The sequence below is a fragment of the Pedobacter sp. WC2501 genome (genome assembly GCF_052682415.1).
Genome location: NZ_JBQZFI010000001.1, coordinates 562,836 through 589,565, shown reverse-complemented (window position 1 = coordinate 589,565; position 26,730 = coordinate 562,836). Strand labels below are relative to the sequence as shown.

General features: G+C 38.9%; 22 protein-coding genes, 3 tRNA genes and 3 rRNA genes. 15 read left to right on the top strand and 13 right to left on the bottom strand.

Annotation, left to right across the window (positions count from 1 at the left end; all coding sequences use genetic code 11):
* Positions 1-91 precede the first annotated feature (91 nt).
* The 5 genes from ACUN24_RS02600 to rrf (ACUN24_RS02580) all read left to right on the top strand — a co-directional run bounded on the left by ACUN24_RS02600 (position 92) and on the right by rrf (ACUN24_RS02580) (position 4,156).
* Positions 92-169, top strand: a tRNA-Ile gene (locus ACUN24_RS02600).
* Positions 170-249: 80 nt separating this feature from the next.
* A tRNA-Ala gene (locus ACUN24_RS02595) sits at positions 250-323 on the top strand.
* Positions 324-733: 410 nt separating this feature from the next.
* Positions 734-3,608, top strand: a 23S ribosomal RNA gene (locus ACUN24_RS02590).
* Between the two features lie 142 nt (positions 3,609-3,750).
* A 5S ribosomal RNA gene (gene rrf / locus ACUN24_RS02585) occupies positions 3,751-3,862 on the top strand.
* 182 nt (positions 3,863-4,044) lie between these two features.
* Positions 4,045-4,156: ribosomal RNA gene (gene rrf, locus ACUN24_RS02580) — 5S ribosomal RNA — on the top strand.
* A 647-nt stretch (positions 4,157-4,803) separates the two neighbouring features.
* Here rrf (ACUN24_RS02580) and rlmN read toward each other — a convergent pair.
* From rlmN to ACUN24_RS02555, 5 genes are all read right to left on the bottom strand, one after another.
* Entirely contained in the window at positions 4,804-5,859 is a 1,056-nt protein-coding gene (rlmN, locus tag ACUN24_RS02575) for a 23S rRNA (adenine(2503)-C(2))-methyltransferase RlmN (RefSeq protein WP_121287348.1), read from the bottom strand.
* 90 nt (positions 5,860-5,949) lie between these two features.
* Positions 5,950-6,924: a 23S rRNA pseudouridine(2604) synthase RluF gene (gene rluF / locus ACUN24_RS02570; protein WP_445561109.1), complete on the bottom strand. Its 975-nt coding sequence runs from the start codon at positions 6,922-6,924 to the stop codon at positions 5,950-5,952.
* Between the two features lie 27 nt (positions 6,925-6,951).
* A complete protein-coding gene (locus ACUN24_RS02565) occupies positions 6,952-7,473 on the bottom strand; it encodes an NADPH-dependent FMN reductase (RefSeq protein WP_445561108.1) in 522 nt (173 codons plus the stop codon).
* A 118-nt stretch (positions 7,474-7,591) separates the two neighbouring features.
* Complete coding sequence (locus ACUN24_RS02560; RefSeq protein ID WP_445561107.1) at positions 7,592-8,128, bottom strand: DinB family protein; 537 nt, start codon at positions 8,126-8,128, stop codon at positions 7,592-7,594.
* A 211-nt stretch (positions 8,129-8,339) separates the two neighbouring features.
* Positions 8,340-9,029 (bottom strand): helix-turn-helix transcriptional regulator, encoded by a 690-nt coding sequence (locus ACUN24_RS02555; RefSeq protein ID WP_445561106.1) that lies wholly within the window; start codon positions 9,027-9,029, stop codon positions 8,340-8,342.
* A 138-nt stretch (positions 9,030-9,167) separates the two neighbouring features.
* Between ACUN24_RS02555 and ACUN24_RS02550 the strand changes: the two genes are divergently transcribed.
* Positions 9,168-11,645 carry an ATP-binding response regulator gene (locus ACUN24_RS02550; protein WP_445561105.1) on the top strand — a complete coding sequence of 826 codons (2,478 nt, stop codon included), beginning with the start codon at positions 9,168-9,170 and terminating at the stop codon, positions 11,643-11,645.
* Here the strand turns inward: ACUN24_RS02550 and ACUN24_RS02545 are convergent, their stop codons facing one another.
* The 5 genes from ACUN24_RS02545 to ACUN24_RS02525 form a co-directional block, all read right to left on the bottom strand.
* A complete protein-coding gene (locus ACUN24_RS02545; RefSeq protein WP_445561104.1) occupies positions 11,646-12,977 on the bottom strand; it encodes a sigma-54-dependent transcriptional regulator in 1,332 nt (443 codons plus the stop codon). It abuts the gene before it with no gap.
* Between the two features lie 69 nt (positions 12,978-13,046).
* The gene (locus tag ACUN24_RS02540; RefSeq protein WP_057931901.1) at positions 13,047-13,361 is read right to left on the bottom strand and encodes a hypothetical protein; all 315 of its coding nucleotides are present in this window, start codon (positions 13,359-13,361) and stop codon (positions 13,047-13,049) included.
* Positions 13,362-13,441: 80 nt separating this feature from the next.
* Positions 13,442-13,756, bottom strand: coding sequence for a hypothetical protein (locus ACUN24_RS02535; protein ID WP_121287363.1), 315 nt, complete (start codon positions 13,754-13,756; stop codon positions 13,442-13,444).
* Positions 13,757-13,835: 79 nt separating this feature from the next.
* Positions 13,836-14,147: a hypothetical protein gene (locus ACUN24_RS02530; RefSeq protein ID WP_121287365.1), complete on the bottom strand. Its 312-nt coding sequence runs from the start codon at positions 14,145-14,147 to the stop codon at positions 13,836-13,838.
* 81 nt (positions 14,148-14,228) lie between these two features.
* Complete coding sequence (locus tag ACUN24_RS02525) at positions 14,229-14,543, bottom strand: hypothetical protein (protein WP_445561103.1); 315 nt, start codon at positions 14,541-14,543, stop codon at positions 14,229-14,231.
* Between the two features lie 354 nt (positions 14,544-14,897).
* Here ACUN24_RS02525 and ACUN24_RS02520 point away from each other — a divergent pair.
* The 4 genes from ACUN24_RS02520 (at position 14,898) to ACUN24_RS02505 (ending at position 18,462) form a co-directional block, all read left to right on the top strand.
* Positions 14,898-14,970, top strand: a tRNA-Thr gene (locus tag ACUN24_RS02520).
* Positions 14,971-15,093: 123 nt separating this feature from the next.
* On the top strand, positions 15,094-16,260 hold the full coding sequence (locus ACUN24_RS02515) for an amidohydrolase family protein (RefSeq protein WP_445561102.1): 1,167 nt from the start codon (positions 15,094-15,096) through the stop codon (positions 16,258-16,260).
* Between the two features lie 204 nt (positions 16,261-16,464).
* A complete protein-coding gene (locus ACUN24_RS02510) occupies positions 16,465-17,436 on the top strand; it encodes a D-2-hydroxyacid dehydrogenase family protein (RefSeq protein ID WP_445561101.1) in 972 nt (323 codons plus the stop codon).
* Between the two features lie 69 nt (positions 17,437-17,505).
* The gene (locus ACUN24_RS02505; RefSeq protein WP_445561100.1) at positions 17,506-18,462 is read left to right on the top strand and encodes an NAD(P)H-dependent flavin oxidoreductase; all 957 of its coding nucleotides are present in this window, start codon (positions 17,506-17,508) and stop codon (positions 18,460-18,462) included.
* An 83-nt stretch (positions 18,463-18,545) separates the two neighbouring features.
* On the opposite strand, the gene ACUN24_RS02500 is transcribed toward ACUN24_RS02505, so the two are convergent.
* From ACUN24_RS02500 to ACUN24_RS02490, 3 genes are all read right to left on the bottom strand, one after another.
* A complete protein-coding gene (locus ACUN24_RS02500; protein ID WP_445561099.1) occupies positions 18,546-19,700 on the bottom strand; it encodes an acyltransferase family protein in 1,155 nt (384 codons plus the stop codon).
* A gap of 118 nt (positions 19,701-19,818) precedes the next feature.
* A complete protein-coding gene (locus ACUN24_RS02495) occupies positions 19,819-20,733 on the bottom strand; it encodes a LytR/AlgR family response regulator transcription factor (RefSeq protein WP_445561098.1) in 915 nt (304 codons plus the stop codon).
* Between the two features lie 341 nt (positions 20,734-21,074).
* On the bottom strand, positions 21,075-21,440 hold the full coding sequence (locus tag ACUN24_RS02490; RefSeq protein WP_445561097.1) for a hypothetical protein: 366 nt from the start codon (positions 21,438-21,440) through the stop codon (positions 21,075-21,077).
* A 370-nt stretch (positions 21,441-21,810) separates the two neighbouring features.
* Between ACUN24_RS02490 and ACUN24_RS02485 the strand changes: the two genes are divergently transcribed.
* From ACUN24_RS02485 to ACUN24_RS02465, 5 genes are all read left to right on the top strand, one after another.
* Positions 21,811-22,083 carry an acylphosphatase gene (locus tag ACUN24_RS02485; protein ID WP_445561096.1) on the top strand — a complete coding sequence of 91 codons (273 nt, stop codon included), beginning with the start codon at positions 21,811-21,813 and terminating at the stop codon, positions 22,081-22,083.
* Positions 22,084-22,159: 76 nt separating this feature from the next.
* Positions 22,160-23,638 (top strand): lipopolysaccharide biosynthesis protein, encoded by a 1,479-nt coding sequence (locus ACUN24_RS02480; RefSeq protein ID WP_445561095.1) that lies wholly within the window; start codon positions 22,160-22,162, stop codon positions 23,636-23,638.
* A 54-nt stretch (positions 23,639-23,692) separates the two neighbouring features.
* Positions 23,693-24,124: a dUTP diphosphatase gene (gene dut / locus ACUN24_RS02475; protein ID WP_445561094.1), complete on the top strand. Its 432-nt coding sequence runs from the start codon at positions 23,693-23,695 to the stop codon at positions 24,122-24,124.
* A 60-nt stretch (positions 24,125-24,184) separates the two neighbouring features.
* Positions 24,185-25,882 (top strand): tetratricopeptide repeat protein, encoded by a 1,698-nt coding sequence (locus ACUN24_RS02470; protein ID WP_445561093.1) that lies wholly within the window; start codon positions 24,185-24,187, stop codon positions 25,880-25,882.
* On the top strand, positions 25,860-26,651 hold the full coding sequence (locus ACUN24_RS02465) for a DUF4292 domain-containing protein (protein ID WP_132398023.1): 792 nt from the start codon (positions 25,860-25,862) through the stop codon (positions 26,649-26,651). The genes ACUN24_RS02470 and ACUN24_RS02465 overlap by 23 nt, the downstream gene beginning before the upstream one ends.
* The last annotated feature ends 79 nt before the right edge of the window (positions 26,652-26,730 follow it).

Here is a 26,730-nt window from a genome sequence, read left to right as displayed (position 1 = left end):
GCTTAACGGAGACAAGAAGGGTAAGCCAAAAGGGAAGCAGTAGCGGTAAGATACTATATACTGCGACTAAATAAGCCTACCTTAACCAAACAGTCCCGTAGCTCAGCCTGGTTAGAGCACTACACTGATAATGTAGGGGTCTCCAGTTCAAATCTGGACGGGACTACCATTGAAGTTTACAATTGGCGGTTTGGAGTTAACAGTTACCATACTGGAAACTAAGGACTGAAAACTGGAAACCAATACTCTGGGGGATTAGCTCAGCTGGCTAGAGCGCCTGCCTTGCACGCAGGAGGTCAACGGTTCGACTCCGTTATTCTCCACATTTGGGCATTAAAGCTTAAAGACCAAAGCAGGAAAGCTTTCAAAAAACAGAAATACACACCTTATTATCGGGATAGGTAATATACATTGACATAAAGGTTAAGAAAAGAAGAAACGCCACGGGGCACATACGGTGAAAAAAGTATGAAACGGTTCGAGACCGCAGTTTTTACTAACAAGACGAAGCTAAAGGCTTAGGAGCAGACAATGAAACCTGTGACTTTATACCCTTTACCTGGTCTTAGTAAAGTTCTTTGACATATTGGAAGAAGTTAAAAAAGAAGAGCAAACAACAATAGGCGACTGTTGTGTTTGTGCTCACTTAACAAAGCGCAAGCCGGAATTAAGTATGAGACATCATAACAAGAGCAAAAAAGCATACCATATGGCGCAAAAGGCATATGAGTAGAAGAAAGTAATAAAGAGTACACGGGGGATGCCTTGGCTCTCAGAGGCGATGAAGGACGTGATAAGCTGCGATAAGCTTCGGGTATTTGCAAATAGGAATTAATCCGAAGATTTCCGAATGGGGCAACCCGGCTAGTTGAAGACTAGTCACATATAATGAGCAAACCTGCCGAACTGAAACATCTAAGTAAGCAGAGGAAGAGAAAATAACAATGATTTCCTAAGTAGTGGCGAGCGAAAGGGAAAGAGCCCAAACCTACTTTGTTACGGCAAAGTGGGGGTTGTAGGACTGCAACGTGGCATTAGCAAACAGAAGTGGAATGGGATGGGAAGCCCAGCGATACACGGTGATAGCCCGGTACACGTATAGAATGCTAGCTTAGCAGTATCCTGAGTACCGCGAGGTCGGAGACGCCTTGTGGGAATCTGCCGGCACCATCCGGTAAGGCTAAATACTCCTGAGAGACCGATAGTGAACCAGTACCGTGAGGGAAAGGTGAAAAGAACCCCGAACAGGGGAGTGAAATAGAACCTGAAACCGTGTACTTACAAGCGGTCGGAGCGTCCAGGTGGCGTGACGGCGTGCCTTTTGCATAATGAGCCTACGAGTTACTCTTCTCTGGCAAGGTTAAGTGCTTCAGGCACGGATCCGAAGCGAAAGCGAGTCTGAATAGGGCGTATAGTCAGAGGAGGTAGACGCGAAACCTTGTGATCTACCCATGGACAGGTTGAAGGTGCGGTAACACGTACTGGAGGACCGAACCGATAAACGTTGAAAAGTTTCCGGATGATCTGTGGGTAGGGGTGAAAGGCTAATCAAACTGGGAAATAGCTCGTACTCCCCGAAATGTTTTTAGGAACAGCGTCGACGTTGAGTTATATAGAGGTAGAGCTACTGATTGGGTGCGGGGGAGTCAAATCCTACCAAATCCAGACAAACTCCGAATGCTATATAATATAGTCGGCAGTGAGGCGCGGGGTGCTAAGGTCACGCGCCGAGAGGGAAAGAACCCAGACCATCAGCTAAGGTCCCCAAGTTACAGTTAAGTTGAACTAACGAGGTCCGATTGCACAGACAGCTAGGATGTTGGCTTGGAAGCAGCCATTCATTTAAAGAGTGCGTAACAGCTCACTAGTCGAGCGATCGGGCATGGATAATAAACGGGCATTAAATTGTACACCGAAGCTATGGGATTGAAATATATCGGTAGGGGAGCATTCTATCGGCAGCGAAGGTACCTGGTAATGGGTGCTGGAGCTTATAGAAAAGCAAATGTAGGCATAAGTAACGATAAGGCGGGCGAGAAACCCGCCCACCGAAAGGATAAGGTTTCCTGATCAACGCTAATCGGATCAGGGTTAGTCGGGACCTAAGGAGAACCCGAAGGGGAAATTCGATGGACAACTGGTTAATATTCCAGTACTTTTTATAACTGCGATGTGGGGACGGAGTAGTGACACTGCCGCGATCTGACGGAATAGATCGTTAAAGGCTGTAGGTATAGGACCGGTAGGCAAATCCGCCGGTCTTGCTGAAAGTCGATAGTACCAAGAGGCTTCGGCTGATTGGATAGCGCAGGTAATCAGACTTCCAAGAAAAACCGCTAAGCTCCAGGTTATAAAAACCCGTACCGCAAACCGACACAGGTATCCGGGAAGAGGATTCTAAGGTGCTCGAGTGAATCATGGCTAAGGAACTCGGCAAAATGGCCCTGTAACTTCGGGAGAAGGGGCGCTGGCAGCAATGTCAGCCGCAGTGAAAAGGCCCAGGCGACTGTTTAACAAAAACACATGGCTTTGCAAAATCGAAAGATGAAGTATAAGGCCTGACACCTGCCCGGTGCTGGAAGGTTAAGAGGGGATGTCATCGTAAGAGAAGCATTGAATCGAAGCCCCAGTAAACGGCGGCCGTAACTATAACGGTCCTAAGGTAGCGAAATTCCTTGTCGGGTAAGTTCCGACCTGCACGAATGGTGTAACGATCTGGGCGCTGTCTCAGCCATGAGCTCGGTGAAATTGTGGTCCCGGTGAAGACGCCGGGTACCCGCAACGGGACGGAAAGACCCCATGCACCTTCACTACAATTTAACATTGACATTGGATACAGGATGTGTAGGATAGGTGGGAGGCTTTGAAGCGGCGTCGCTAGGCGTCGTGGAGCCAACGTTGAAATACCACCCTTTCTGTATTCGGTGTCTAATCCCTTTATGAGGGAGACATTGTTTGATGGGTAGTTTGACTGGGGTGGTCGCCTCCAAAAAGGTAACGGAGGCTTTCAAAGGTAAGCTCAGTACGCTTGGTAACCGTACGCGGAGTGCAATAGCATAAGCTTGCTTGACTGTGAGACAGACAAGTCGATCAGGGTCGAAAGACGGATATAGTGATCCGGTGGTTCTGCATGGAAGGGCCATCGCTCAAAGGATAAAAGGTACGCTGGGGATAACAGGCTGATCTCCCCCAAGAGCTCATATCGACGGGGAGGTTTGGCACCTCGATGTCGGCTCGTCACATCCTGGGGCTGGAGAAGGTCCCAAGGGTTCGGCTGTTCGCCGATTAAAGTGGCACGCGAGCTGGGTTCAGAACGTCGCGAGACAGTTCGGTCCCTATCTGTTGTGGGCGTAGGAATTTTGAGTGGGGCTGACCTTAGTACGAGAGGACCGGGTTGGACTAGCCTCTAGTGAATCTGTTGTTCCGCCAGGGGCATTGCAGAGTAGCTACGCTGGGAATAGATAAGCGCTGAAAGCATCTAAGTGCGAAACTAGCCACGAGATGAGAATTCCATATAGGACCGTAGCAGACTACTACGTTGATAGGCTATAGATGTAAAGCTGGCGACAGCACAGTCGAGTAGTACTAATCATCCGAAGCTTTCAAAGCAACAACATTCGTTGTTTGTTCTTCATAATAACTTCTTTCAATAATATGTCATTTCAAGCTGAATAGCTGAAAGGGCAAAGGCCAAAGGCAGGTTATGCTTTAACCTTTAAGCTTTCTCCTTTAAGCTTTAAATAAAAATATTCAGGTGCCTATATCGGTGGTGTCCACCTCTTCCCATTCCGAACAGAGAAGTTAAGCCCACCAGAGCCGATGGTACTGCGGTAACACGTGGGAGAGTAGGTCGGTGCCAGATCTTAAAAAGAAACCCTTTAACGGTAAGTTGAAGGGTTTTCTTGTTATATACAAGGCCTTGTGTTTAAGGCCAGCGAAATTGAATACTAAAATACTAAAAGGCTAAAAGCTGAAAGAGCAAAGACCAAAGGTGGATTACGCTTTATTCTTTAAGCTTTCTTCTTTAGTCTTAAATAAAAATATTCAGGTGCCTATATCGGTGGTGTCCACCTCTTTCCATTCCGAACAGAGAAGTTAAGCCCACCAGAGCCGATGGTACTGCGGTAACACGTGGGAGAGTAGGTCGGTGCCAGATCTTAAAAAGAAACCCTTTAACAGAAATGTTGAAGGGTTTTCTTCGTTTATGGGCTTTTTGAAGTGTATTATTTAAAACTGTTAAGGCGTTAAAAATGATTAGGCAAAGGTCTGTTTCTTAATGTCCTTAATCTCTTAATGTTAAATGGAGCTATAAACTTTTCTCACCATTAAGGCGTTAAGCAAAGTTAAGGGTTTGTTCCCGCAGATCGCGCAGATCTCCGCAGAGACCATTTCATCATCCCGTTTTACATCTTACCTGTTCAGTTCTAGCAAACGTTAAATAAAAAGGATTAGGCAAATGTTCTATTTCTTAATGTTCTTATTTTCTTAGTGGTAAATGGAGCTATAAAATTTTCCCACCATTAAAGCGTTAAGAAAAGTTAAGGGTTGTTCCCGCAGATCATGCTGATCTCCGCAGAGACCACTTCATCATCCGTTTTACATCTTACCTGTTTTCCTTCTTCTGTCCAGGGTTAAATAGCCCTGATGGAAGCGGTATCCCTTTTGGGAAAAGATGATTGTTTATGTTAGAATGGTTTCCCAAAAGGATTAAGCGTAAAGCAGGACGGAACCCAACCTAAATGCATAGGAAACTGCGCTCCAAAAAATGAAAGAGATTGTATTAATGATATTGTAGTAAATGGCTTAAGCGTTCGCTTCTTCCTTAACGGCCAATTGCCCACAAGCGGCATCAATATCTTTACCACGGCTACGGCGGATATTGGTATTAATCCCCTGGCTTTTTAAGTAATTAGAAAAAGCATCGATCTTGTCGCCTTCTGCATTGGTGAAATCGGCGAAAGAAATGGGGTTGTATTCGATCAGATTTACCTTGCAGGGAATATGTTTACAGAATTTAGCTAAATCCATTGCATCAGAGATTTCATCGTTAAAGTGATTAAAAACAATGTATTCGTAAGTTACCGGATTTTTCGTTTTAGCGAAATAGTATTTAAGCGCATCTGCCAATGCTTTTAATGAGTTGGCTTCATTAATGGGCATAATCTCATTACGCTTTTTATCATCAGCTGCATGTAGGGATAATGCAAGATTAAATTTTGCACCATCATCACCTAGTTTCTTGATCATTTTAGCAATACCGGCAGTAGAAACCGTAATGCGCTTATAGCTCATGTTTAAGCCATCAGGAGCAGTAATACGCTCAATCGACTTCAATACATTGGCATAATTTAATAGTGGCTCTCCCATGCCCATATACACAATATTGGTAAGGGGATTGTTATAATTCTGCTTGGCTTGTTTATCAATCAATACTACCTGGTCATAAATCTCATCAGCATTTAAATTACGCTTACGGTCCATATAGCCAGTGGCACAGAACTTACAGGTTAAACTGCAGCCCACCTGCGAACTCACACAAGCAGTCATGCGATCTTCCAGAGGAATTAAAACCCCCTCTACAATATTACCATCTGCTAACCTGAAAGTATTTTTAATGGTATGGTCGTTACTGAACTGAGAGTTGTTAACCTGAACAGCATTAATGGCAAAAGAATCGTCCAAAGCCTTACGAAGATCTTTAGAAAGATTACTCATTTGCTCGAAACTTGTAGCCGATTTTTCCCAAAGCCATTGGTAGATCTGCTTGGCCCTAAATGCAGGCTGTTGCATCGCTACAAGATGTTGTTGCAATTGAGGTAGATCTAATGCACGGATATCGGTTTTTTTTGCTGTTACCATTTGTTGCAAAGGTACTTAAAAAAGCTGTAAGGCAGAAAGGTAGAAGGTTGAGGGGGCCTGCAAGATGCCAAATTTTACAATTAATTAGCTTTATCTTCCTCTGCCTCTTGAGTTTGGCTTGATTGCAGGCTTGCCTTTTGCTGGTCTCGAATTTCTATTTGTGCTATTATTTTTGCCAGTGGGTTTTGAGCTTGAGTGGCCAGCTGCTTTCTTGCCTGATGATTTGTGAGCAGGTGTTTTCGGCTTGAATGCTTTTTGGGGCTGTTCTTCTCTAAGTTCAGTGATTTCCTCCCAGGCATTGGTTTTTTTCTTGCTGGCGCTCTTTGTTTTGGGTTTAGCTTCAGAAGACGAATGTTCGACACTTTTGGTAATCGCTTTCATCTCCTCTTCGGTAAGTTCCCTAAATTCCCCTGTTGGGATGCCTTTAAGGCTGATATTCATGATGCGTGTTCGCTCTAGTTTGGTTACTTCGTAACCAAAATGCTCGCACATTCTTCTAATTTGCCTATTTAAACCTTGAATTAATATGATATTGAAAACAAAGGTACTGATCTGGCGTACTTTGCACTTACGAGTATTTACGCCTAAGATTGGAACTCCGTTACTCATTTCGAAAATAAAATCTTCGGTAACTGGTTTATTAACGGTAACCAAGTATTCTTTTTCGTGTTTATTCCCTGCCCTTAAAATTTTGTTAACAATATCGCCATTGTTGGTCAGGAAAATCAGTCCTGACGAATCTTTATCCAACCGGCCAATTGGAAAGATCCTTTCGCTATGGTTAACATAATCTACAATATTATCGCGGACGCTACCTTCAGTAGTACTGGTAATCCCTACAGGCTTGTTAAAGGCCAATAGGATGAAATTACTTTCTTCTTTTGGTTCGATATTATGGCCGTTTACCATCACTTTATCGCCCGCAAAAACCTGGTCGCCTACTTTAGCCCTTTTTCCATTGATGAAAACTGTACCCTTTTCGATATAACGGTCTGCTTCACGGCGTGAACATAATCCACTTTCACTGATGAATTTATTTAAACGGGTTGCAGAGTTATTGTTCATACTGCAATTTTACGGAAATAAATCGTGTTATCCATTCTTCATGCTGGCAACAAATGAATCGATTGTGCTTTTAAGTGCGGTTAAAGTTTCCTTGTCGATAATCGATCCTTCATCATTGATTTTCGCTTTAGCAAATGAAATAAGCTGGGGCGATACCCTCGCTTCAATTACTGTTAAAATATCGATGATGGATTGATAGGCTTTCTCGCCCTGAGTTGAAGCAACAAGTGCTAAAACGGGTTTACCCGAAAATGATGCTGAGCTTACCGTCCAATCAAGCAGGTTTTTTAATGAGCCTGGTAAGCCCATTGCGTATTCTGGTGTAGAGATAATGATTCCATCTGCTTTTTTGATGGTTGAGCGAAGCGCTTCAACAGCCTGTGGTGGATTTTCATGGTCTAAATCAGGATTGAAATGTGGAATGGACGCGATGGATGAAAAGTTGATTACCTCGAACTCGCTGTTCAAAAGCCTTGAGATGGCAGTGATGTAAAGTGCATTGGTTGATACTGCTTTCGTGCTTCCGGAGATTGCCAATATTTTTTTCATTGTTAAAAGTAGCAAAGCACAGATTGAAAATCAAGGTAGTGTGGTAATCGCGAAGTCATTTCAAAACAGGCTATCGAAACGCAGCAGGTTTCGATAGCTTATTCTGAATGATTAAAAACTAAAAATTTTGGTCATCCGCACTTGGTCCGTAACTGCCTGGGATAGGAATATCAAGTAATCTTAAGTAAACGCCCAGCTGTGCCCTGTGATGAGTGGTTTGGCTAAGTGAATGGCGGATGGTTTCATATTTAGAATAATCGGCCAAAACCTGTTTGCCCATACTCAATACCCAGCGGCCATTTAAATCTTGCTCCGTTGCTTTTTCTAATTCTGCTTTTCCCAGTGCATAATTTTTCTCCAGGATTTTAACCAGATCATCCGCATTTTCTACAGGTTGTTCTACATAAGGTGCTGTTTCAAAATCCAGTCCCTCAGTAGTTAAAGCCATTGAAACCCAGCTCGGCAAATCAGCAATATGAACGGCGAGCGATTTCATTTTCATACTTTTTTCGTGCGGTGCCCAGTCAAATTTTTCTACCGGTACAATAGCCAGGAATTTTTTTGTCGTATTAAATTCATCTGCTAATTCTTTCAATAATAATTTAATAATGTCCATATTTTTCAGGTTTGTTTTTTCTATTGTGTGTAATTCCATAAGTAATAGGTTAGCGATGCTCATGATTTTTGATGTTTGTTTACACAAAGGAAATAGTGGCCACTGTCAACCCTATGGCAGTGTGGAAAAATAATTTTACATGAGGTCGTCCTTTCGAGCGGAGTCGAGAAATCTATTGAGCATAGATCTCTCCATTTCGCTGCGCTTCAGTCGAGATGACGAGGATTTTTAATTGAATTGAAACGGGGGCTTAATAATTTACAGGAAGCAGATGCATGTAATCGCTTAATGGCATGTGTTGCGTTTTTCTGAAAGGAATCCCCAAATTTTTGAGGCAGATGATCCGGGTAAGATTAAAATCACGATATTCATTCCGGTAATGGCACCAGGCAATTAAATGCCAGCTAAAAGCATAAAAGATTAATCCGATTGGTTCTACCTCTCTTTTGCTTATCTCGTCTTTATTGTTTTTATAATCAAGCTCGATCAGGTGTTTTTCAGCAATGGCGTGTTGAATAAGCGACAGGTACTCGAAGTTAAAATTTAGCCTTTTCGGGATTTGCAATTTAATATGCTGATTTAAGGTTTCGAGCTTTTCTTTCTGACCCGTTTTTAATACAGCCTTTACTTTTGTCAAAGCTGAAGAATAATGCAAGCGAATAGAATTGTCAGCAAATCCATTCACTAAACTTTCAACCAGCAGCAGCGCATTGGCTTCGTTCATATTAAAAGAAACAGGCGGCAGAAAATAGCCCTGCACCAGGTAATAACCCTTATACTGCTCAAAACTTACCGGTATCCCTTGTTCGCCTAATGCTTTAATATCACGATAAACTGTGCGTATGCTCATATTAAATCTTTCTGCAATTTTTTCTGCGGTAATGTATTTTCTGGATTGAAGCAGGATTAAAATTCCGAACAGTCGGTCGATACGATTCATAGTTTGTTTTTTGAGGTGATTAAAATTAAAGTTTTTTAATCAATTTTTCTTGTGGTACGTTATTTGTAAAAGATAAATACATATCAATTTTAAAGGTTAAACCGTTATTATAAAGGTTAAACCAATACAATCTAATTAATGGCGGCTGTTATTCAGAAACGATTCTTCCGGGCAATAAAAAGTAAAGTGATCATAGGTTTTCTGTTCGCCTGTTTTGCGCTGCTATTGGCATGGGGTATCAGCAAGTTTGCTTTTACCAGGATGCTGAATACCGTGGAAGAAATTTCTGCGCCAAACGACCGGTTAAGGATCGTTAATGATCTATCGCATAAGATAGCCAGGCTGGATCAATTGCAACGTGATGAAGCTTTTAATAAGCAGGGCACCTATAGTTTTTTAAAGGAATCACGTAAATTAAGATCAAGTTTAGATACGCTGCGTAAATTATATCGTGGAGACTCTGCGCAATTGTCGAGGATAAAATCGATCAAAAATTTACTTTCCGATCGCGATAAACAATTTGTGAACTACCTTAAAGTAAGGGAAACACTGGTAAACACCAAATCTTTCTCTGACGAGGTCCAGAAATTGAATGAGCTGGTGGCTACACGCAGCAGGCAAACAGATAGCGCAGTATTAACTACCGAAACGACCACATCAACCACTACGGTTGCACCTGAAGAAGAACAAAAATCGAGGGGTTTCCTGAGTAAACTTTTTGGGAAAAAGAAATCCGATGTTTATAAAATCATCAATGAAGAATTTAAGGTTAAGCGTGATACTTTAAATGCAAAAGCCGAAGACAGCATCATGAAAAGCATGACGGGGTCGCTAAGGAATATCGAACTGGAACAGCGTCAGAAAAGCCAGAAATTTTTAAAACGGGAGGCTGACTTATCAAGTGCAAGTAATGCCTTAACGGCTAAAATGCTGCAGATTTTAAGAGAGGTGGAGGGTGAAGCGGTAGCGCAGATAGATTTGAATGGTATACAGGCTAAAGAAGTGGTTAATGATGGAATTACTCAGATCACTACCATTATCATTATCTTTTTTCTGTTAACGGTTATTCTGCTGTATTTAATTTTAGCAGATATTACAAAAAGCAACAGGTATAGAAAGGCTTTGGAGCTGGCTAAAGATGAAGCAGAATACCATGGTAAAGCGAAGCAGCGGTTCCTTTCAAACATGAGCCACGAGATCAGAACCCCGCTGCAGTCTATTTTAGGCTACGCCGAACTGATTACCCAGCAGGATGTGCCCAACAAAAAAGATGTAGATGCCATCTATCAGTCTTCCATCCATTTACTTCAGATTGTTAACGAGGTGTTAGATTATAACCGTATTATTTCTGGAGAGTTTAGCTTCAATAATCAGGTATTTAATATCAAAAAAGCCTTAGATGAAGTAGTTTCAGTAATGCGGCCATTAGCGGAACAGAAATCACTTCAGTTAAATACAGCACTTGATCTTGCCGATTTGGAGTTTGTAAAGGGGGATGCTTTTAGACTAAAGCAGATTTTATTTAACTTATTGGGTAACGCTGTAAAATTTACCCTTAAAGGTGAAATTAAACTTGCTGTATCTTACAAAAAACAAGGTGAGGATCTGCACTTTCATTTTAACATAAAGGATACCGGAATAGGGTTTGATGAAAAAGATATTCCTAAAATATTTAATGAATTTGAGCAGATAGAATCTCCTGAAAAATATATTATTAACCCGGCCGGTACAGGTTTGGGTCTGCCTATTGTTAAATCTTTGATTGAAACCCAGGGAGGAAGAATTTATGTGAAAAGTAAACCGGGCATTGGTACCACATTTAATATTTACATGAAATATGAAAATACCACTGAGCGTGTAAATGATGCTTTAGATTTAGAGCACTATGCAATTGTAAACCCGGGAACGGTTTGGGTAATTGATGATGATAAACTAATTCTCGATTTATGTGGAATGATTTTTCAGAAAAACAAAATTCCTTATAGAAGTTTTACCCAGGTAGCAGATATTTTAAATACTGAACCTGAACCCGATTTAAAGTATGTTTTGGTTGATATGCGTATGCCTGAAATGACAGGTTTCGAACTGTGCCATTTATTAAAAAAGAAACTGCCGCAAAATATTAAATTCTATGCCATTACTGCACAGGTTTTGCCCGAAGAGCGTGAGATGGTTTTGAGTGAGGGTTTTGATGGCCTGATTATGAAACCGTTCAGGGCGGTCGATATTCTTTCGATATTTGATAAAACCGAAGTATTAACAGAACAGCCCGAATTTGATTTTTCTTCCATAGAAAAAATGACTTTTGGTGATCAGGAGATGCTGGAAAAAATCTTAAACCGCTTTAAGCAAGATTCGATCGATGATGCTGCCGAACTCAAAAAATACCTTAATGAAAATGACCAGGATAAAAGCAGGTTATTGGTTCATCGCCTTGCAGGGCGTACGGCACAGATGGGTTCGAAGACATTGGCCAATGCCTTTAGAGTTTTAGAAATAGAAATAGCCGAAAAAGGGTTAACAGAGAACACTAAGTCTGAAGTGCTGTTACAGATCGGAAAGCTGGATAGTTTAATTGCTTTTATGGAAAAAATGGACTATGCTAATGCCGGGTAACTACTCTATCCCGTAGCGTTCCATTTTGGCATATAGTGTTTTACGATCAATGTTTAAGATTTTAGCAGCTTTTGATTTGTTATGTCTCACTTTAATTAACGTTTCTGTAATCAACGCTTTTTCATTCTGTTCGTTAACTGCTTTCAGATCGGATGAATTGCCTGGGGCTGATTGCTGATGGACAGAAATCATCATTTCATCAGGTAATGCACCAATCTGGGCAATATCACCCGGGCTCAATAAAACCATTCGTTTAATCACATTGCTGAGTTCGCGCAGGTTTCCTGGCCAATCATAGCTCAACAACAATGCTTTCGCTTCAGCAGATACACTTTTAACATTCCGGTCTAAATCACGGTTTGATAATTGTATGAAGTGATTGATAAACAGTTCTAAATCTCCACCCCTCTCTCTCAATGGAGGAAGCTGTATTTTGAATTCATTTAAACGATGATATAAATCTTCTCTAAATTCTCCCTGTTGCATGCTATTGGCCAGATCATCATTGGTAGCCGTGATGATGCGAACATTAACTGGAATCTGTTTGGTACTGCCTAAAGGCTGGATTATCCTTTCCTGTAAAGCCCTAAGCAATTTAATCTGCACTTCGTAACTCAGGTTACCTACTTCATCCAGAAACAACGTTCCTCCGTTGGCCGCTTCAAACTGACCTTTTTTATCATTTAAAGCACCGGTAAAAGCACCCTTAACATGTCCGAATAATTCGCTGGCCGCCAAATCTTTAGATAATGCCCCGCAATCTATTGCCACAAAAGGTTTATCAGCACGTTTACTCTGTTGATGCAGGGTTCTGGCAGCAAATTCTTTCCCTGTGCCGCTTTCACCCTGTATAATTACCGACATGTCTGTAGGGGCTACCAAATTAATGTGTTCATACAGTTTATCTGCAATTGCACTTTTCCCTTTTATAAAATCGCTATTTGTTTCTTTTGGTTCAACACTTTTTAAATCCTTTTTAGTTAAAGAATTTTTAATCACCATTAATAACTCATCTGGATTAACTGGCTTGGTAATGTAATCAAACGCACCCAATTGGATAGATTTTACCGCTGTGCGAACATCATTAAAACTGGTCATGATGATTACCGGAATGGAAAGACCCAGATCACGAAGATGAGTAAGCACTTCAAATCCGGTTCCGTCTGGCAGGCGGTAATCGATTAAAAGTAAATCGAATGTATTGGTTTCAACTTGCTTAAATGATTGCTTTACCTGGGTTACAAGGGTAATTTCGTGACCGTTTTTGGTTAAAAAACCATCAAGTAATTGAGCAAATGTGGTATCGTCTTCTAAAATCAGGATTCTCGCCATGTAACAAAAATAAGAAAAGCCGGACATAATCCGGCTTTCTTATCATAGGTAGATGTAATTATTTGGGTTTTATTGTACGGGCTTACCGTCTTTATCAATTTTAACAGAACCAGTTTCTGCTTCTTTTTTAACATTGATCAAGTAGTATTCCTTTGTTCCTTCTTTAACAGACCAAGCTTCTGTAGCGGTCCATCCTTTGTACGCATCAGATTTTAATGCGGTTGTAACTGGAGCTGGAAGTTCTTCCAATTTAACCGGAGTTTTCACTGCGCTGTCTTGAACTGCAACAATAGCAGCATTTTTAATTGTATTTACTTCACTTGCCTGTACTGCTGAGAATCCTGCAAAAGCTAAGAACGCAGCTGATAAAATTAATTTTTTCATGGTATATATTATTTTTTAGTGATGCGCAACCCGAGGGCTGCGCTTATATTGATTATGCCTTATGGCGTATTTATTTTAAATTATTGAACTGGCTTACCGTCTTTATCAAATTTAAGTGAACCTGTTTCTGCTTCTTTTTTAACATTTACTAAATAATACTCTTTAGTACCTTCTTTAACTGTGAAAGCTTCAGTTGCTGTCCAACCTTTGTATGTGTCAGATTTTAATGCTGTTGTAATCGGCTCAGGAAGCTCTTCCAATTTAATTGGCGTTTTTACTGCACTATCTTGAACTGCAACAATTGCAGCGTTTTTGATTGTATTTACTTCACTTGCCTGTACTGCTGAGAATCCTGCAAAAGCTAAGAACGCAGCTGATAAAATTAATTTTTTCATGGTATATATATTTTTAGTGATGCGCAACCCGAAGGCTGCGCTTATATTGATTATGCCTGTATGGCGTATTTATTTCTGATTATTGAACTGGTTTACCGTCTTTATCAAATTTAAGTGAACCTGTTTCTGTTTCTTTTTTAACATTTACTAAATAATACTCTTTAGTACCTTCTTTAACAGAGAAAGCTTCAGTTGCTGTCCAACCTTTGTAGGTGTCAGATTTTAATGCTGTTGTAATCGGCTCAGGAAGTTCTTCCAATTTAACTGGCGTTTTCACTGCACTATCTTGAACTGCAACAATTGCAGCATTTTTGATTGTATTTACTTCGTTTGCTTGTACTGCTGTGAATCCTGCGAATGCTAAAGTAGCGGCTAAAATGATCTTTTTCATGATGTTATGTTTTGAATATGACTGGTAACTTTCGTTACTGTTTAAATACTTGTTAATTATGTAGCGTTAATTTTGTATTGATTATTGAACTGGTTTACCGTCTTTATCGATTTTTACCGAACCGGTTTCAGTTTCTTTTTTTACGTTAATTAAATAATACTCTTTAGTGCCTTCTTTAACCGACCAAGCTTCTGTAGCGGTCCAGCCTTTGTATGCATCAGATTTTAATGCGGTTGTTACTGGCTCAGGAAGTTCTTCCAATTTAACCGGAGTTTTCACTGCGCTATCTTGAACTGTAACAATTGCATTAGTTTTAAAATCGTTTACTTCACTTGCTTTTACTGTTGAGAATCCTGCTAATGCTAATACTGTAGCTGCTAAAACGAACTTTTTCATAGTATATATTTTAAAATTTAATTTGTGTAACAATACTTGCTAATGTTTCATAATGGTGCCAAACATACTTTTTTATTTAAACTATTGATTTTCAGGTATTTAATACTGTGCCATAGTTTTATTGTTGTGGAGTTTGTCCACACTTTGTGGTGAATGACTACAGGTTTCGCCGTTATTTATGATTAATAAACTCTTTTGCCGTCAGATGTTACCATCTGACGGATTTTAAAAATTTCTTCGAGTTAATTAGATGTTAGATGGTAACATCTGACAGCACACTGAATATTCTCAAAAAAATAATTTTCAATTTTTGAAAAAAGAAGATTTTTTTCTATCATTGCAGCCCGATTAAAAGCCTCCTTAGCTCAGCTGGTAGAGCAACTGACTTGTAATCAGTAGGTCATTGGTTCGATTCCGATAGGAGGCTCTTTTTCTTTCTCACATTTCTAATTTCTTTAGAATAGTAATTTTCAAAAATGATTTTATTGTCAAAATGGGAGAGCCATAGAAAAACATTTTATTTGCTCCGCTTATTCCGCTAATTTGCGATATGTTAAAATATTTTTCAGCTGATTTAATCTTTCCTGTTTCAACTCCACCAATTAAAAACGGAGTGGTAGTTGTAAATTCAGATGGCGAAATCAAGGAAGTGTTAACCAGAGAAGATACCGAAAACCTTGATTTGGATATCGTAAAGTATAAAGGAGCAATCGTTCCAGGCTTTATTAATACTCATTGCCATTTAGAATTATCGCATATGTTGAATCAAATCCCTGAGCAAACGGGTTTGGTAGAATTTGTACAACATATTATTAAAAGTAGACAGGGTGATATAGCGGAGATTAAACAGGCAATGTATGCAGCCGACCAGGAAATGTTCGAAAATGGGATTGTAGCCGTTGGCGATATTTCCAATCAAATTTCATCTAAAGAAGTAAAAGAGAAGAGTAAAATCCATTACCACACCTTTATAGAGGCCATGGGTTTTAATCCCGATAGGGCCATTGCTATAATGGATAATGTGAAGAGAATTAAACAGGATTTTAAACCACTAACAACATCTATTGTTCCGCATGCACCTTATTCAGTATCTTCAGAATTGTTTAAATTGATTAAAGAGGAAGCCGAAAAGGATAATACCTTTATTAGTGTTCACAATCAGGAAACTGACAACGAAAATGCTTTTTTCGAAAATAAAACAGGTGGTTTTTTAGATCTCTATGAATTTTTAGGACTGGACATCACTTTCTTCGAGCCAACCCGTAAAACATCATTACAGAGTTGGCTACCTTATATTAATGCGCAAAAGACATTGTTGGTGCATAACACGGTTTCAAGTAAAGCAGATATTGCCTTTGCAAAAGAACATCACAATAATTTATATTGGTGCCTTTGCCCTCAGGCCAATTTGTATATCGAAAATGCTTTACCTGATGTTGATCTGTTAATGGATGAAAACTTAAAGATCACCTTGGGAACAGATAGTTTGGCCAGCAACCATCAACTTAATATTCTATCAGAAATGCTCACCTTGCAGAAATGTAAACAGGTTACTTTTGAAAAACTGTTGAGCTGGGCAACAATAAACGGGGCCGAATTTCTGGAGCTTGATCAACAAATTGGTACAATAGAAGTTGGTAAAAAGCCAGGATTGAATTTAATCCAGCTATCAGCTGATTTTAAAATTGAAAGTGACAAAGTAAAGCGGTTGATTTGATTGAATTGCGTTTAATTCTACTTATTTTAAGTTGTTTAAGGTGATTTAGGGTTTCGATATTAAAAAACCAATATTTTTAATGTCAAATATATATTATTAGGCTGAAAACTGGTTATACTATTATACTTGTCTCAACTGACTATTATCAAGATCATCGGGGAACCTTTTTCAATAATTGAATAACTAATCTAATACACAAAGAATATGAAAATAGCCATATTGGATGATTATCAGGATGTAGTTAGAAACTTGTCTTGTTTTAATTTATTACAGCAGCAGGAAGTTATCATTTTTAATGAAACCGAGAAAGATCCCGATGTCCTGGCAGAAAAAATAAAAGACATTGAAGCATTGGTTTTGATCAGGGAGCGGACAGCCGTTACTGATGACTTACTTTCTAAATTACCCAAACTGAAGCTAATTAGTCAAACAGGGAAAATTTCCAATCATTTAGATTTAAATGCCTGCTCTAAATATAATGTAGCAGTTGCCGAAGGGGTTGGTTCTCCAATTGCCCCTGCCGAATTAACATGGATTTTGTTAATGAATGTTTTAAGGCAAATTCCCAATGCTATTGAGGAAATGAAAAAAGGCAATTGGCAGGAGAATATCGGCGAAAGTGTGAATGGAAAAATCATTGGGATTTGGGGTTACGGAAAAATTGGTAAAATCATTGCTGGTTATGCAAAAGCTTTCGGTGCAAAGGTTTTGGTGTGGGGTCGTGAGCAATCCATATTGAACGCAATAAATGATGGCTTTGAGGCAGCAGAAAGCAAAACCAGTTTTTTTAAAACGGCCGATGTGATTACACTTCACCTACGTTTAAATAAAGAAACCACTGGGATTGTAAAATTGGATGACTTAAATTTAATGAAAACTTCGTCAGTGCTGATTAATACTTCGCGTGCAGAACTTATAGAAAAAGGAAGCCTTATTAAAGCTTTAAAAGCAGGCAGGCCAGGATTTGCAGGTTTAGATGTTTATGAAAGCGAACCTATTAATGATATCGGTTTTGAGCTCCTTAATCTACCGAATGTGGTTTGTACACCTCACCTTGGCTATGTAGAGAAAAACAGTTATGAATTGTATTTTAGCAAAGCATTCGAAAATATCATCAACTATATCAGCGGAAAGCCTACAAATATTGCCAATCCCGAGATATTAGATAAAATATAAATGCGATTTATACCTCCTCTTCGCCACGTACCATGGCGCAGTTTTTCATCACGCTAAACAAAATTCCTCATGAACCCAATCTGTAAACTATTCAATATCAAATACCCAATTATTCAGGCTGGAATGGTTTGGTGCAGTGGCTGGAGACTAGCTTCAGCGGTTTCTAATGCAGGAGGCCTGGGCATTATTGGAGCAGGTTCAATGTATCCTGAAGTCTTAAGATCGCATATTCAAAAATGCAAATTGGCAACTCAACAGCCATTTGGTGTTAATATTCCATTGCTCTATCCTAATATTCAGGAAATTATAGATGTGGTAATTGAAGAGAAGGTAAAAATTGTATTTTCTTCTGCCGGTAACCCTGCAACATGGACCAGTTTTTTAAAAGAAAAGGGTATTACTGTGGTTCACGTAATTGCGAATACAAAATTTGCCATAAAAGCGCAGGAAGCTGGTGTTGATGCGATTGTTGCTGAAGGCTTTGAGGCGGGTGGGCATAATGGGAGGGAAGAAACTACCACCATGTGTTTAATCCCGATAATTAAAGCACTTGTTAATATTCCTGTCATCGCAGCTGGTGGCATCGGGAGTGGTAAAGCCATGCTGGCTGCATTTGCCTTAGGTGCTGATGCCGTTCAAATCGGTTCAGCTTTTGCAGTGGCTGAAGAATCGTCTGCTCATCCGGCATTTAAGCATAAAATTATTGCAGCTAATGAGGGCGATACTAAACTTGCAATGAAAAAACTGGTGCCGGTAAGATTACTGAAGAATGAATTTGCCGATGCTATTGCCAATGCCGAAGCGGATGGAGCAAGCCGGAATAAACTGGCTGATCTATTGGGCCATGCCAGGGCCAAACTGGGAATGTTTGAAGGCGATATGGAAAATGGGGAACTCGAAATCGGTCAGGTTTCGGCAATGCTGAATGAAGTTAAACCTGCAAAAGAAATCCTTGAAGAAATATGGCAGGAATTCAAAGTAAAAATAGTCCAGCTTGGGCAGCTTCAAAACGAATTGAATAGCTAAATCAACATCGTATTTTGCAAAAATAAGGCTTATTTCACACATCTAAGTTATTTTCAAATGCCTCTCTGTTTCCGGCCTGGTAATTAGATAATTCTTTTTACACCAGGAATCATCAGCATAATTGAGCCCAATAAAAAGCTTCCCATTACTATAAATGGGGCCAGAACTAAAAATTTGATAGCCGGATCTGCCAACCAGTATTTAAACGTAAGTGAAACTCCTGTAATTACCAATGGATGGAAAATATAAGTCGAAAAGACACATCTGGATAGTTTACTCAATAATGGCGATGATTGATTCCACGAATTTTTGCCCAAGCTCAATAACGCTGTCAGAATCGAAAATCCTATGCATTGCTCCCAAACAGCATAAAGCAGCGATTGCCAGTGAAAACCGCCTGAATACCAGGTAATAGGCATATTTAGCTTAGCCCTGATTAGAAAGAACAAAGGAAAAAACATCAAACCTATCCATGCAGATCGCCTGAGGCTTTTACCGGTTTTTACAGATAAACCATTAAACCATTGATTTTTATATGCCAATAAACCGATAATAAACATAACAATGTATTGTGGAAAGTGACCTAACTGAAATCCAAATGGTTTAAGGACCCAACCAACCGGAAATACAATCCTAACTAAAAAGGTGAGAATTCCCAGGAAAACAGCAAAAATTAAAATAGTGCCAGTACCAGGTGCTGGTATAGGATTTTTAAATTTAATGGTAATGAGGTGTTTCGCCCCAACATAAAGCAGTGTAAACAGTAATAGGGCAGCGACAAACCAAAGTACTCCAAAATCAATCCAGCTGTGGTACCCTGAAAGATATTGCAGATAGGTAATGTGATTATCCTGTGCGAAATAATAAACCAGGTAACCCAATAATGGCGACAGCACAAAAGAATAAAACAACAATGGGATCCCCAGTCTTAAGATGCGGTCTCCTAAAAATTGCCAGCCGCCTTTTCTATCGTAAGATGGTGCCGTAAAGTAGCCCGCAAGTAAGAAAAAAAAGCCCATAAAAAATGATTGGTTCAAGCTTACAAAAATTGTTGATGGTATAATAGCAGCCATTTGAGTTGTTTTTTCAGTATAGTACCATCCACCTGGAGCGCAATACACGATAATAGTATGATGTAATATTACTAACGCTGTTAGAAATATCTTAAGGTTATCAATATAAAATAGTTTGCTGGCTTTTTCTGGAGTGATTTGCTGAAGTAATATTTTTGGTGACATAACAGAATGTGTTTCTTGGTTTATCAGGTTTGGTTAACCCAGTACTTACGCAAACATACAATGGAAACGAAGTAGTTTATTGTCGATGTTACCAGCAGCAAATCTTTGTGATTAACAACTAGGCTAGGTGCTTTGGGGTAAGATGGAGTTCTTGGTAAAGTGCATTAAACGTAATAAGCTGCGACCTTGAAACGGGTACCTGATCAACAGTATGATCAAAGGAAAGCATGTAGCCCTGCGAGTTTCCCGACACGTTTTTTATATAATGCATGTTTACCAGGAAGGTTCTGTGGCAGCGGAAGAAATTACGATTTGCTAAAAGCTGTGATTCAAATTGTGTCAGGGAAATTCTTTTTAGCTCTGTATTTAGTTGGTTATTATTGCAGGTTGTTATTTCGATGTAATTCCCGTCTGCTTTAGCAAAAAGTAAATCATTTAGATCTAAACTGAAATCATCTTGCCTGACCTGGGTTTTGATGTGAACTAAGGTATTGGCTGTATTATTTTCTAATAGAGGAGGTAGCGGTGTAAACTGGAAAATTAGGGAAGAGTCTTTTTTTGAATCAAAATAGAATATCGCCTGCCTCATAAAAAAGTACAAAAGTATGCCTGCTATAAAACAGTTTCTCAGCTCTTCCCATAAATAATACCATGTCCAATTATTTGCATTTAAGTAAATTAAATCGCGGATCAGGAAATTACATATCCCCGTGAAAAGAAGTAAAATGCCCATATGTGTGTATTCCCATATCAAAGACCAGCTTTCATTTTCGGAATCCTTTGCGCGTAAATAATTAACTGTAGTAAAGTAAAAATACAGGATCATTGAAGGTAATAATGCATGGGAACAGCATATGATGATATAGTTAACTTTCTGTTGCGATGCATTTACTTCAAAAGGCTTCAGAAGGATCAAAAATCCGAAGATAACACCAAAAATAACTAACACAGTTTTAAAAAGATTTTTCCCGCTGTAGCGATCTGGATAATCAATTTCCTTAAATAAATGCTTTCGGTTGATATAAATCTTCATTGTCAAAGTCCGTTTCAGATTCATCAAATTTATAGAATTTTATGTTAAGTAAATTTGAGACGGGGTGAAAGCTTAGTTCGCTGAAACATCATTTTCTAAAATTGATGTGGGATTTGGCATGTGGTTAGCCAGAATGCAAGGCTCAAAATTTTGCATGCGCAAAGTGCATCAGTTTATGTCTCAGAAAGTGATTTTGTGTAATAAGTTGAATAAGCTTATCGTGCATAAGGCCGGGTCTAAAAATAGTTAGGGTGTAAAATTAGGTCTTGGGGCAAATTGACGATTGGTAGTATTGTTGTTCATTTGAATGCCTTATGCGACAACAATCATATGCTTCTAATTTAACGGTACTGCACTTTTTCGAGTAAAGAAACGGTGTGTGTGAGGTTTTGGATCATTTTATCTTTAAGTTCGATGGTTTTATTTTTCTCACTTAGCAGGCTTTTAAGCCTTTTGATCTCTTCTGCTGATGATTGTGTTTCCTTTTTACTGAGCTCGGAAAATAATTTACCTTTTTCGTAATAGCTGAAAAAATTGTAGCCCAGTATTTCACTCACATTGGCCAGCAAGGAAACGTCTAATGTAGAACTATTGATGATTTCCTGTGCTTTGGTTTTGCTAATGGCCATTTTTTCTGCAAAGATGGAAACAGGAATCTCTTTGGTTTTCATTTCCTTCCAGATCATCAATCCTATATGTACACTCATTATCGTCTCCGTTTTAAAATTCAAATTACCTAAATGTTAGCCTATTCCGGAAAAATTAGTGTTAATGATAACCAGTCTAATTATAGTTTTTGGTTTTTCAGATAAATCACCTGTTTTTTTATAAAGATTCTGATTGTAAAAAGCAAAGCCAGTATGCAAAAGAGTATTGGCAAATAGTTTCAACTTTATTTATAATTCATACCCGCAGAATTAGTAGTTCTAAGATAAAACGTGATGGATTTTATAATACTTAGCCGAATAATCGCATATAGATTCGTTAAGTCAGTTCGGTGCCATCATTCATGTGTTAAAGAATTGTGATAATTCATTTACCTTTGCACCGGTAAACATTTCAACTTTACAACAATAAATGAAACACATCAATATAAAAATAACAGGTAAAGTGCAGGGCGTTGGCTTTAGAGAAACGACTAAAATTATCGCCAACCAAATGATGGTAAATGGTTTTGTAAGGAACGAAAAAGACGGATCGGTTTATATAGAAGCAGAAGGTGAAGAAATCTTTTTGGAGGAATTTGTAAACTGGTGCAATGAAGGGCCAGACCGCTCACGTGTAGAAAATGTGGAGGTAAGCGATGGCGAAGTGAAAAACTATCGTAATTTTGAAATCTTTAAAAAGTAACAAGTATTCTGTATCAAGTAGCAGGATCGCTATCCTTGTATAATCTTGATACCTGATACTTTTATCTCGATACTAAATGTCTGTATATAAAAAGTTTCTTGGGCAAACCATGATTTATGGTATCAGTACCATTTTTTCGAGGTTGTTCAATTTTATTTTAACGCCTGTTTACACGGGTGTTTTCGCTCCTGGTGTTTATGGTGTTTTTACCAAAATGTTCAGTTATGTGTCCATTATCAATCCAATATTGGCTTTTGGGATGGAAACCACCTTTTTCAGGTATTTAAATAAACATGAAGACCGGAAGCAGGAAGTGTACAACAACAGCTTTTTGGTAATCGCTTTTATATCAATCCTATTTTTAGTCACCGCATTAATTTTTTCCGATTATCTGGCCAGGTATACTTTAGACGGAAACATCGCCGAATTGGCCGATCAAAAATCTTACATACATTATTTCGCATGGATTTTATTTGTAGATGCCATCAGTGTAATTCCATTCGCCAAATTAAGGGCCGATGGAAAGCCATTTAAATATAGCTTAATCAAGTTTCTCAATATAGGTACATTTGTATGCTTAAATCTGGTCTTCATTTATGTTATCCCATTCCTCATCAAGCACGATATAATGAGCGGATGGTTTACTTCATGGTATAAAGGCCGGTGGGTGGGTTATGTATTCGTAGCCAATTTAATCGCTAGTATTGTTACGCTACTCATGCTTATTCCACAGTTTTTAGAAATCCAGTTTAAGTTTAGTAAAAGCTTATTCAATAATATGCTGGGCTATAGCTGGCCTGTTCTAGTGGCCAATTTATCGTTTATTATCAATGAAAATTTAGACAAAATTTTATTGGGTAAATACCTGCCGGAAAGTATTGCCAATCATGATGTTGGTATTTATGGAGCCGTATGTAAGCTGGCCATCTTCATTAGTATTTTTAATACGGCTTTTAGGTTAGGTGCCGAACCATTTTTCTTTAGCCATGCTAAAAATGCAAATGCAAAACAAACTTACGCCAACATTTTATATTACTTTGTACTCGCTTTATCCATCCTTTTTGTAGGCTTAACAGCCAATATAGAAATCATCAAATATTTTATCAATTCAAGGTACTGGGTGGGGCTCAACGCAGTTCCATTTTTGTTGTTCGGTTATGTTTGTTTAGGTATTTATATGAATTTATCAGTCTGGTACCGTTTATCCGATCAAACCAGGTACGGCTTATATATTTCTTTGGTCGGCGCTGTTTTCACCATCATCATGAACATTATCCTGATTCCCAAATTCAGTTATATGGGCTCAGCATGGGTATCAATGTTTGCCTATCTCATCATTATGGTTATTTCTTATGTACTTGGACAAAAGCATTACCCCATACCTTATAAACTCAAAGCAATGAGTATCTATATATTGGTTTCTATTGTTATGGTGTACTTATCTTTTTGGGTTTTTAAACGCAATATTTATATTGGAAACGGAATTTTAGTGCTATTTCTTCTGGGTATTTTCTATTTTGAGAAGGATAATGTAGCGAAAATGCTAAAGAAGTAAATCAGTAGAATTAATCATCTCAAATCTAGTATCTCCAATCTCATATCTAATAAAATGGAAATAAAAATCATCAATACATCCGAACATCCTCTTCCACAATATGAAACTGCACATGCAGCTGGTATGGATTTAAGGGCAGCTATCACAGAAGAAATAATACTTAAGCCTTTGCAGCGCCTATTGGTGCCAACGGGTTTGTTTATTGAATTGCCGATTGGTTATGAGGCGCAGATCAGACCAAGAAGCGGCCTGGCCTATAAGCACGGTATTAGCATTGTAAATTCACCAGGCACAATTGATGCCGATTACCGTGGCGAAATAAAAGTTTTATTGGTAAATTTATCAGATACAGATTTTAAGATCGTTAATGGCGATAGAATTGCCCAAATGGTAGTGGCCAAACACGAAACTGTGAGCTGGCAGTCTGTTACAGAACTAGGCGAAACTGCACGCGGCGAAGGCGGTTACGGACATACAGGGAAATAGTCCACAGTCTTAAGTCAAAAGTCCTTAGGCTGGAGTGAATTTTTTGGATTGATAAATGAGATGAAATACAAAGTACATTTTCTTGTTGGAGCTACTTTATTGAGCTTCCAGGCTTTTGGGCAGGGAACGGATATGCCGATTACCAATCGCGACAGCAATATGGTAAAGCAATTGTTTTTTGCAGGCCTGCGGGAGAAAATGTCTGAAAATTATGTCGTTGCTGCTACCAATTTCAATAAAATTGTTGGGTTGGATCCTAATAACCATGCTGCCTATTTTGAACTGGCCAATGCAAACCTGCGTTTGGATAAACTCCCGGAAGCTGAAGAAAACATAAAACGGGCAATTAAAATAAATACTGGTAATTTGTGGTATTGGCGTTTACTTGGAGAGATCTATAAACGCACCAATAAAATGCCCGAACTGATTGAGGTATTTAACCAGTTGATCCGTCTTGATCCTGAAAACGATGCCTATTATTTTGACAAAGCCAATGCGCAGTTTTTAGCCAATCAGTTAGATGCAGCAAAAAAGACTTATGATGAAATACAGGTTAAATTCGGCGATTCAAGAGATCTGACGAATGCCAGAAAACGTTTTCAGGCGAATGGAAATGCTACAGAAAGTGATATTGTAAAATTATTGGAAGGCAACCAGGCCGACGTGAAAAACTATTTATATGCTGCAGGCTTACTTTTGCAGAAGGGAAATGATCCGGAAGCATTAAAGGTATTAACCAAAGCACAGCAGTTGGAACCCAATAATTTTGAGATTAACCTGGCTTTGGCCGACATTTACCGCAAGCAGAAAAACGACCAGGCCGCATTTTCTTCCTTAAAATTGGCATTTCAAAGCAGTGAAATGCCGCTCAGCGAAAAATTGAAAATCATCGCTGCACTTTTCCCTAATCTTAACCAACCCATCGTAGCCAAAAATGTAACTGAACTGAGTAAACTGGTAGCCGAAAAAAATCCCGCTGATGCAAAGGCATTGGCGCTTTATGGCGATGTGCTTTATCAGCAGAATAACCTGAAAGAAGCATTGGCTCAATATCAGGCTGCTTTAAAACTTAACGAACAGGTTTATGTAGTTTGGGAACAGGTAATTAATATTCAGACACTGCTTGGGCACTACGAGGAGGCCATAAAAGTTGGCGATGAAGCTTTAAGCATTTATCCCAATCAGGCCAGTTTATATTATTATATGGCTTATGCGCTGTTTAAAACCGGTAAATATGAACCTGCTCAAAACCATTTAAAAACGTCCTTACAGCTGGATGTGGAGAACAAAAGCCTGCAGGCGCAGATTTATGCACTTCAGGGCGATATCTACATCAATCAGAATAATTTTCCCCTGGCTAAAACAGCTTTCGAAAAAGCCATATCATTGGAACCCGATAATTACCTCATTATGAATAACTACGCCTACTATCTGGCGTTAAGAAATGATGAACTAACAAAAGCGGCGAAATATGCGGAAACAGCTGCCAATGCAATGCCAAATAATCCCTCAATTGCAGATACTTATGCTTTCATTCTGTTTAAGCAGCAAAAGTACGACCTGGCGAAAACCTGGATTGAAAAGGCTTTGCAAAACAATAGCAGTAAAAATGGTGTTTACCTGGAGCGATATGGCGATATACTTTTTATGAAAGGTGAAAAGGATGCTGCATTAATCCAATGGCAAAAAGCAAAAGAGGCTGGAAACGGATCAGAAGTATTAATTAAAAAGATAAATGAAAAGAAATATTTTAAATAGTGCAGTCCTGTTAGGAGCTGTAATTTTTGTTTCGGCATGTAAACCTAAAAAAGAAATTGTGGTGGCTCCTCCTACCAAAACGGAAACCAAAACAGATAATTCTAAAGCAGAAGCCTTAACCTTGTTAAACAGCAAACAACTTAAATTCAATACACTTTCTCTAAAAGCAAAAGCGACTTTAGATATTGCCGGCGATGCAAATGATGTTACCATGAATTTCAAAATGAAAGACAAGGAGACCATTTGGGTAAGCATTACGGCTTTAGGTGGGATGGCAGAGGTGGCAAGGGCTTTGATTACGCCCGATAGTATCAAGATCATGAACCGGATAAAAAGCGAATACTTAAAAAAGCCGTTTAGTTATATTTACAATTTCACCAACAAACAGGTGAATTTTAATACGCTCCAGTCCATTTTAACGGGCAATGCGATGGGCGAATTTTTAACAGCACAATCGGATGTTAAGCAGGAAAATGGTGTTTGGGTGGTTTCTGGAAGTAAATCAGAATTAGATTACAAACTGCTTTTTAACACGCTGTTCAAAGTATCTGAAACGAACTTAAATGACGTTAGAAACGGACAGGCACTAAAAGTTACCTATTCCGATTATCAGAAGTTAAACGAATCTTTATTCCCAAGTGCTTTACAGATTAAAACGCTATCTAAAGCAAAAAAAATAAATATCGATCTTCAATTTGTAAAAATTGATGGCAATGTTCCTGTCGATTTTCCGTTTAATGTACCAAAGAGATTTAAGGTTGTAAAATAGCACTTCAATTACAGTTAAATATCATGGTTTGCCAAATAGATCTGCTGCACTGCAAGAGTCTGTTTGGCAATCTTTGTAT